Genomic DNA, 6,957 nt, shown 5'->3' with positions numbered 1-6,957 from the left:
CGCACCCGACGGCACCCTCACCATCACCACCCCCACCGGACAGAGCCACGACAGCACCCCACCACCACTACACCAACCCCGCCCGACAACCGAAGAACCACCACCGTTCTAAGCCCATTGCCGAAAACCGGCAACCGCTCCCGGTCAGCCGCCACCCCACCCCCACTCCAAGCGCCATCGCCGAAAACCGGCCACGCCCACCCAAGAGTCCACCCACGGTCTGAGCCCGAACAACAGACCTCAAGCCGATCCGAGCACGCGCCCCTACGCGGCAAGCTCACCACCATGGAAACCGACTACGTCTTCCCCGGCCGCCGCGTCACCGCGGTCTCGATGGTCCTCGGCCCGGTCCTGCTACTCACCGGAACGCTGTTGCGGTCACGCTTCAACTTCTTCTTCCCCGACCAGCTCAGGGCGATGAGCGACCATCCGGCGCTGATGACCGCCGCCTACACGTGTTTCCTGGCGGGCAACGTCCTGCTGTGGCCCGCGATCCTCGCGCTCGCCACGAGGATCGGCCGGACCAAGCCCGCGCTGGCCGCCTGGGGCGGTCTGTTCGTCCTAATAGGACTCTTCGAGCGCACTTTCCACGCCGGGATCGACCAGGCCGCGCTGGGACTCGCCGAGCGGCGCGGCGCCGGTTTCGCCGAAAGCGTGGTCAGTGAGTCGTACCAGGATCTGCATCTGTTCAGTTTCCTGTCGTTCACCATCATGTTCGGCTGGTACGTACTCGCTTTCGCCACCTATCGCGCGAAAGTGCTCGGCGTCGTCCAGTCGATCGGGTTGGCGACGATGGGACTTCTGCCGCTCGGCGTGCTGAAGGGTACCGAAATCGTGTCGATCATCGGCACCGCCGGGCTTTGTGTCGCGTTGGTCCCAGCCGGTATCCGCGTATTACTGGAAAGTCCCAAACCGAGCCGGAAGACGGTTTTGCTCACGGCGATCACCGTCCCGGTTCTGGGCGCGCTCGCTTTCGCGAGCACCTTGGGCTGAGGGTTTCCCTCAGGCCAGTCGCGCGGGCGCTTTTCCCGCCCTGTCACCGGATTCGTGGTCGCGCCCCGCCGGGAGGCAGCTCATCAGCAATACGAGACCGACAGCGCCGAGAAGCATGTGCCCGGCGAGGATGCACAGCCCACAGAATCCGATCCACAATGAGATCTTCATTCTCAGATGGTAGGGCCGTTCTCGGGACCGGAGCCCGGACTTGGGAAAGACTTAAGGTCTCCTTTGGGCAAAGGGTCTGTTCGGCGTACGCGCGTAAAACACCACCAGGGACACCGTCGCGGCCAGGAAGACCACCTGCATCAGGCTCCTCGGCACCAGTTCGTCCATCACCGACGTCACCGGCCCGTTCAACGCCTTGTGGACGTTCGCCGGGAACATCCCCAACAGCAGGAGAGTCAGTCCGGCGGCGGCCCATGGCGCCGTGCGCGACCACAGCACTCCCGCGGCTCCCGCCAGTTCGAGGACGCCGGTGACGGTGACCAGCAACCCCGGCGCGGGCAACGCGGGCGGCACCATCGCGATGAGCTCCTCGCGCATGCCGATGAAATGCGCGAGCCCGGTCGTGACGAACAGTGCCGCGACGCCGCCGCGCACGGCCACCGGCCAGGGCTTCAGCCGCTGGACGCCGACGGCCCCCAGCAGGAACAACGTCGCCGTGACGGCGACCAGCATCAGAACGGGTACCAGACCGGGATCCATGAGCATGCCCTCCGAGCAGCGAAACTTTCCACTGACAAGATGCGCCGTTGCGGGCCATCTTGTCAATGACTAGATTCATCCTCATGAGTCCGTACCACCACGGCGACCTCCGGCGGGCCGTGCTCGACGCCGCCGTCGCGGCCGTCACCGAACACGGCCCGGCCGGGATCAGCCTCCGCGACCTCGCCCGGCGCGCGGGGGTTTCGCACGCCGGGCCGGTGCACCACTTCGGCGACAAGGCCGGCGTGCTCACCGCGCTGGCCGCCGAGGGATTCGGGCTGCTCGCGGACGCACTCGCGGCCGAGAGCGAGCGCGGCTTCGTCGAGGTCGGGGTGGCTTACGTGCGCTTCGCGATCGAGCATCGCGCGCATTTCGAGGTGATGTTCCGCCCCGAGCTCCATCGAGAGGACGATCCGGCGCTGGCCGCCGCCCGTGACCGCGCGGGTGGCCTGCTGACCAGCGGCGCGTCGGCGGTCAGCGACGACGCGATGGCGGGAGTCGCCGCGTGGTCGCTGATGCACGGCTTCGCGAACCTGTGGCTCACCGGCGCGCTGCGGGCCGAGCACCTCGAGGATCCGGACACCGCCGCCCGCGCGATCGCCCGGATCCTGTTCCCCTGAACGCGGCTCAGGCTTGCGACGTGGGCACGATGGTGACCTGCTGGAGGTTCACCCGCGCCGGGAGCGAGGTCAGGAACGCCACGGTCTCGGCGATGTCGTCCGCCTTCAGCCAGGTCAGCGTGTCGCGCATGCCGTCGAGCCACTCCAGCGCGCCGGCGTCGGTGACGTGCCCCTGCAGTTCCGTCTCCACCAGACCGGGCTCGATCGCCGCGACCCGCACGCTCTTCGGGCCGAGGTCGGCACGAAGGTTCCTCGACAGGTGCGTCACGTACGCCTTCGAAGCGGCGTAGACGGCGAAGGACGGGAAGACGCCCTGAGCGCCGATGGACGACGTGTTCACCAGATCGGCGACACCTTTTTCGGCCGCCGAAGCGACCAGGTGCGGGACGAACGCACCGATCGCGTTCATCAGGCCCGTCATGTTGACGTCGATCATGCGCTGCCAGTCGCCGGTCGCGAGTTCGTCGATCGGCGCGGCCAGCATCACGCCGGCGTTGTTGAACAGCAGGTCCGCGCGCCCCAGTTTCGCTTCGACCTCGGCCGCAGCGGCCCGCATCGCCCCGGCGTCGGCGACGTCGGCCGCGAGGACGAGCGCGGTACCGCCGTCCTGGTCGATCTCCTTGGCGAGCGTTTCCAACCGGTCCGTGCGGCGGGCGACGAGCGCGACCGCCGCGCCGGAGGCGGCGAGCCGCCGTGCGGTCGCCTCGCCGATCCCGCTGGATGCACCGGTGACGACGGCGACCCTGTTCTCGTGCCGTGCCTGGATGTTCGTCATCTTGTCTCTCCTCTGTGGACTCTTTCTGAGACCAGGTAAATCGCCCCGGCGTCGGCGACGTCGGCCGCGAGGACGAGCGCGGTACCGCCGTCCTGGTCGATCTCCTTGGCGAGCGTTTCCAACCGGTCCGTGCGGCGGGCGACGAGCGCGACCGCCGCGCCGGAGGCGGCGAGCCGCCGTGCGGTCGCCTCGCCGATCCCGCTGGATGCACCGGTGACGACGGCGACCCTGTTCTCGTGCCGTGCCTGGATGTTCGTCATCTTGTCTCTCCTCTGTGGACTCTTTCTGAGACCAGGTAACCGGCCCACGAGGAGAGATGACACGGTCTGTTCAGCCTGGGTCCGGCAGTACCAGTCAGGCTTCGAGCGCACCGAGGACGAGCGCCGCGTGCTTGCGCCAGACGTCGTCGCCCTGTCCGGCGGTCAGTTCGACGATCCGGCCGAGCGCGAGGATCTGCAGGCCGATGTCCGCGGAAGTGATGCCGTCCCGCAGCCGTCCCTGACGGCGCGCGCGTTCGACGAGGCCGTCGAGACTCTCGGCGAGGTGCGCGCGACAGGCGTCGAGAGCGCCTTCGGTGACGGTGAGCCCGTCGAGGAACGCCCGGTGCCGGGCCATCATCGCCAACGTCCGCTCGACGACGAGACTGATCCCCTCCCAGGCGTCTTCGGCCGCTTTCGCACTCTCGGAGACGGCCTCCCATTCGGCGACGTCGTCCTCCAGAACCGCTCTGACCAGGTCGTCCTTGGCGGGGAAGTGCCGGTACAGGGTGGCGACGCCGACGTCGGCCCGGCGCGCGATCTCCCGGACGTCGGTGGCGAGACCGCGTTCGGCGAAGCACTCGCGCGCGGCCTCCAGCAGTTGCGCCCGGTTTCGCGCCGCGTCCCAGCGTTGACGCCGCGAAGTGGTCATGAAGGAATCCTACCTGTTCCGGAACCCCTGTTTCGGATACGGTGATTTTCCGGAACACGTGTTCCGGAACTGGAGGAGACCATGTCCACGATCGTGATCACCGGGGGAACCGACGGCCTCGGCCGCGCGCTGGCCGCCGACAGGCTGCGCGAAGGCCACACCGTCGTCGTGGTCGGCCGCAGCGAGGCGAAATTCCGCGAACTGACGGGCGACGCGCATTTCATCCGGGCCGACCTGCGCGAGGTGTCCGAGAACTTCCGCGCCACCCGGGAGATCGCCGAACGCTTCCCCGTCGTCGACACGCTGGTGCTGGGCGCCGCGTACGTCCACCGAGACCGGCAGTTGACCAGCGAGGGCTTCGAGCACACGTTCGCGCTGTACTACCTGAGCAGGCACGTCTTCGCGTCGGAGCTCCAAGAGGTGCTCGGCGCGGCCGAGCGGCCGCTGATCCTCGACACCACCGTCCCCGGCACGCCGAAGGACGCCATCCGGTGGGACGATTTCCAGCTTTCCCGGGACTTCACCTGGAAGTCGGCGAATCTGCAGAGCCGCCGGATGGGCCTGTTGTCCGCGCACCTGCTCGCCTCCGAAAAGGTGCGGTACGTGCTCTACAACCCGGGATTCGTCCGCACGAGTCACCAGGGCGCACTCGGCAGGACCTCGCGGGCGATGGTCGGCGTCCTCGCGAAACTCCTGGGCACACCCCCCGAGAAAGCGATCCTGCCGATGCTCGACCTCATCCGGAACCGGCCCGAAGCACCCTTGAGCGCGTATCAGCGCGACAAACGACTCCCCCTCGACGAGGTCGATCATGACGAGGCCGAGCACCTTCACGCCGAGACACGACGGCTCCTGCGCGAAGTCGCCGACGCCCGACCAGGGTTGACCTGCGCCGATGTGCGCGGCGAGAAGAAACGAGGAAAGATCGCCGCGACTGTCGAATCGGCGGGGCGCCCTTCGTATAGGCAGTGACAACCGCTCGATTGAGGAGGACGCCATGACCCAGTACCTGATCAGCCTCTACCACCCCGACGGCCCCGTCCCGCCGCCGGAGGTCCTCGAACCGGTGATGCGCAAGATCCAGGCGCTCAACGAGGAGATGAAGACCGCGGGCGTCTGGGTGTTCGCCGCCGGGCTGCACCCGCCGACCACGGCCACCGTGCTCAAGGCCAAGGAAAACGGCGAGATCGCGATGACGGATGGTCCTTACGTCGAGGGTAAGGAGCACCTCGGAGGCTTCACCATCGTCGAGGTGCCGGATCTGGACGCCGCACTCGAATGGGGCACCCGGGTCGCCGAGATCACCTATCTCCCGGTCGAGGTCCGGCCGTTCCAGGGTGTGGAAGACCCTTCGTGCGTTCCCTGACCACCGACGACATCGGCCGTGTCTTCACCGAAGAGTACGGCCGCGCGGTATCCGTGCTGGTCCGCGTCTTCGGCAGCATCGACATAGCCGAAGACGCGGTCCAGGACGCTTTCGCCGAGGCGGTGGACCGCTGGCCGTCCAGCGGCCCACCGCCGAGCCCGGCGGGCTGGATCATCACGACCGCCCGGAACAAGGCCGTCGACCGGTTGCGCCGGGAAGCCGCGCGCGACGACAAGTACGCCCAGGCCGCGCTGCTCAACGCCGACAACGAACCAGCGGAGGTGTGCCCGGTGCGAGACGACCGCCTACGGCTGATCTTCACCTGCTGCCACCCGGCGCTGGCCCTCACCACGCAGGTCGCGCTGACCCTGAAACTGCTGGGCGGGTTGACCACCGGCGAGATCGCGCACGCGTTCTTCGTCCCCGAGACGACGATGGCGCAACGGCTGGTCCGGGCAAAGGGCAAGATCCGCGACGCGAAGATCCCGTACCGCGTCCCCGGTGACGCCGACCTGCCGGACCGGCTGCGGTCGGTGCTCGCCGTGATCTACCTCGTGTTCAACGAGGGCTACACGGCCAGTTCGGGCGAACGGCTGGTGCGGGACGACCTGTGCGCCGAGGCGATCCTGCTCGGCAGGTTGCTGACCGGGCTCATGCCCGACGAACCGGAGGCCACCGGGCTGCTGGCGCTGATGCTGCTCACCGAGTCCCGCCGTGCCGCCCGCACCGGCGCGGACGGCGACGTCGTCCTGCTGCCGGATCAGGACCGGTCGCGGTGGGACCGGGAGCTGATCGCCGAAGGGCAGACGCTGGTCCGCGCCTGCCTGCGGCGGAACCAGCCCGGCCCGTACCAGCTCCAAGCGGCGATCAACGCCGTCCACAGCGACGCCGCCGACACGGGGAGCACGGACTGGTCGCAGATCGTCCGGCTGTACGACCTGCTGCTGGCGGCGAACCCGACGCCGATCGTCGCACTCAACCGGGCGGTCGCGGTGGCCGAGGTGGACGGCCCCGAAGCGGCACTCGACGCGATCGACGGCCTCGATCTGGAGGATTACCACCTCTACCACGCCATCCGCGCCGATCTGCTGCACCGCGTCGGCCGCGGGGTGGAATCGGCGCGGGAGTACGACGCGGCGATCCGGCGAGCGGGCAACAGTGCCGAACGACGGCTGCTGGAACGGAAACTGGCCGCGGTCAGTCGCTGATCAGCCGCGCCGGGCCGGGGCCCTTCGCGGCGAGGACGTCGCCGGGGTTGACCAGGACGCACTGCTCGAAGGACAGGCAGCCACAGCCGATGCATTCGGTGAACCGGTCGCGCATGCACTCCAGCTGCTCGATGCGCTTGTTGAGCTCGGCGCTCCAGCATTGGGAGGCGCGCTGCCAGAACGCGTGGTCCGGCGCGGCGCCTTCCGGCAGGAAGTCGAGCACGCCACCGATCACCTCCAGCGGGATGCCCAGATGGTGCGACGCCCGGATGAACGCGACCAAGCGGATGTGGCGACACCACTGCGCCGCGACAACTCTCCGATGGTGAGTTCGGATGGCGGTTCGGACATGGGCGCCATCCTAGCTTGACTTGA

At 68.4% G+C, this 6,957-nt stretch carries 11 protein-coding genes; 5 read left to right on the top strand and 6 right to left on the bottom strand.

Annotated features, from left to right (window positions below):
• The first annotated feature begins 285 nt into the window (after positions 1–285).
• A complete protein-coding gene (locus ACLJRM_RS37060; protein ID WP_410665730.1) occupies positions 286–993 on the top strand; it encodes a hypothetical protein in 708 nt (235 codons plus the stop codon).
• 9 nt (positions 994–1,002) lie between these two features.
• Here the strand turns inward: ACLJRM_RS37060 and ACLJRM_RS37055 are convergent, their stop codons facing one another.
• Entirely contained in the window at positions 1,003–1,164 is a 162-nt protein-coding gene (locus ACLJRM_RS37055) for a hypothetical protein (RefSeq protein WP_158255717.1), read from the bottom strand.
• 51 nt (positions 1,165–1,215) lie between these two features.
• Positions 1,216–1,710, bottom strand: coding sequence for a DoxX family protein (locus ACLJRM_RS37050; RefSeq protein WP_410665729.1), 495 nt, complete (start codon positions 1,708–1,710; stop codon positions 1,216–1,218).
• Positions 1,711–1,787: 77 nt separating this feature from the next.
• On the opposite strand from ACLJRM_RS37050, the gene ACLJRM_RS37045 reads away from it, so the two are divergent.
• Positions 1,788–2,324 (top strand): TetR/AcrR family transcriptional regulator, encoded by a 537-nt coding sequence (locus tag ACLJRM_RS37045; RefSeq protein ID WP_410665728.1) that lies wholly within the window; start codon positions 1,788–1,790, stop codon positions 2,322–2,324.
• Between the two features lie 7 nt (positions 2,325–2,331).
• On the opposite strand, the gene ACLJRM_RS37040 is transcribed toward ACLJRM_RS37045, so the two are convergent.
• From ACLJRM_RS37040 to ACLJRM_RS37030, 3 genes are all read right to left on the bottom strand, one after another.
• Positions 2,332–3,099: an SDR family oxidoreductase gene (locus tag ACLJRM_RS37040; protein ID WP_410665727.1), complete on the bottom strand. Its 768-nt coding sequence runs from the start codon at positions 3,097–3,099 to the stop codon at positions 2,332–2,334.
• On the bottom strand, positions 3,096–3,359 hold the full coding sequence (locus ACLJRM_RS37035; protein ID WP_410665726.1) for an SDR family NAD(P)-dependent oxidoreductase: 264 nt from the start codon (positions 3,357–3,359) through the stop codon (positions 3,096–3,098). Before ACLJRM_RS37035 ends, ACLJRM_RS37040 begins: the two co-directional genes overlap by 4 nt.
• Before the next feature lie 94 nt (positions 3,360–3,453).
• A complete protein-coding gene (locus tag ACLJRM_RS37030) occupies positions 3,454–4,008 on the bottom strand; it encodes a TetR/AcrR family transcriptional regulator (protein WP_410665725.1) in 555 nt (184 codons plus the stop codon).
• Positions 4,009–4,089: 81 nt separating this feature from the next.
• Between ACLJRM_RS37030 and ACLJRM_RS37025 the strand changes: the two genes are divergently transcribed.
• Genes ACLJRM_RS37025 through ACLJRM_RS37015 form a run of 3 tightly spaced genes read left to right on the top strand, consistent with a single transcriptional unit; the run spans position 4,090 to position 6,582 of the window.
• Positions 4,090–4,980 carry an SDR family NAD(P)-dependent oxidoreductase gene (locus ACLJRM_RS37025; RefSeq protein ID WP_410665724.1) on the top strand — a complete coding sequence of 297 codons (891 nt, stop codon included), beginning with the start codon at positions 4,090–4,092 and terminating at the stop codon, positions 4,978–4,980.
• A 25-nt stretch (positions 4,981–5,005) separates the two neighbouring features.
• Complete coding sequence (locus ACLJRM_RS37020; RefSeq protein WP_410600294.1) at positions 5,006–5,374, top strand: YciI family protein; 369 nt, start codon at positions 5,006–5,008, stop codon at positions 5,372–5,374.
• A complete protein-coding gene (locus ACLJRM_RS37015) occupies positions 5,362–6,582 on the top strand; it encodes an RNA polymerase sigma factor (protein WP_410665723.1) in 1,221 nt (406 codons plus the stop codon). The genes ACLJRM_RS37020 and ACLJRM_RS37015 overlap by 13 nt, the downstream gene beginning before the upstream one ends.
• Here ACLJRM_RS37015 and ACLJRM_RS37010 read toward each other — a convergent pair.
• Entirely contained in the window at positions 6,572–6,865 is a 294-nt protein-coding gene (locus ACLJRM_RS37010) for a MerR family DNA-binding protein (protein ID WP_410665722.1), read from the bottom strand. The two genes, ACLJRM_RS37015 and ACLJRM_RS37010, sit on opposite strands and share 11 nt — an antisense overlap.
• Positions 6,866–6,957 lie beyond the last annotated feature (92 nt).

This window comes from Amycolatopsis sp. lyj-84, from assembly GCF_046549075.1.
GTDB lineage: Bacteria > Actinomycetota > Actinomycetes > Mycobacteriales > Pseudonocardiaceae > Amycolatopsis.
This window is presented reverse-complemented; position numbering and strand designations above follow the sequence as displayed.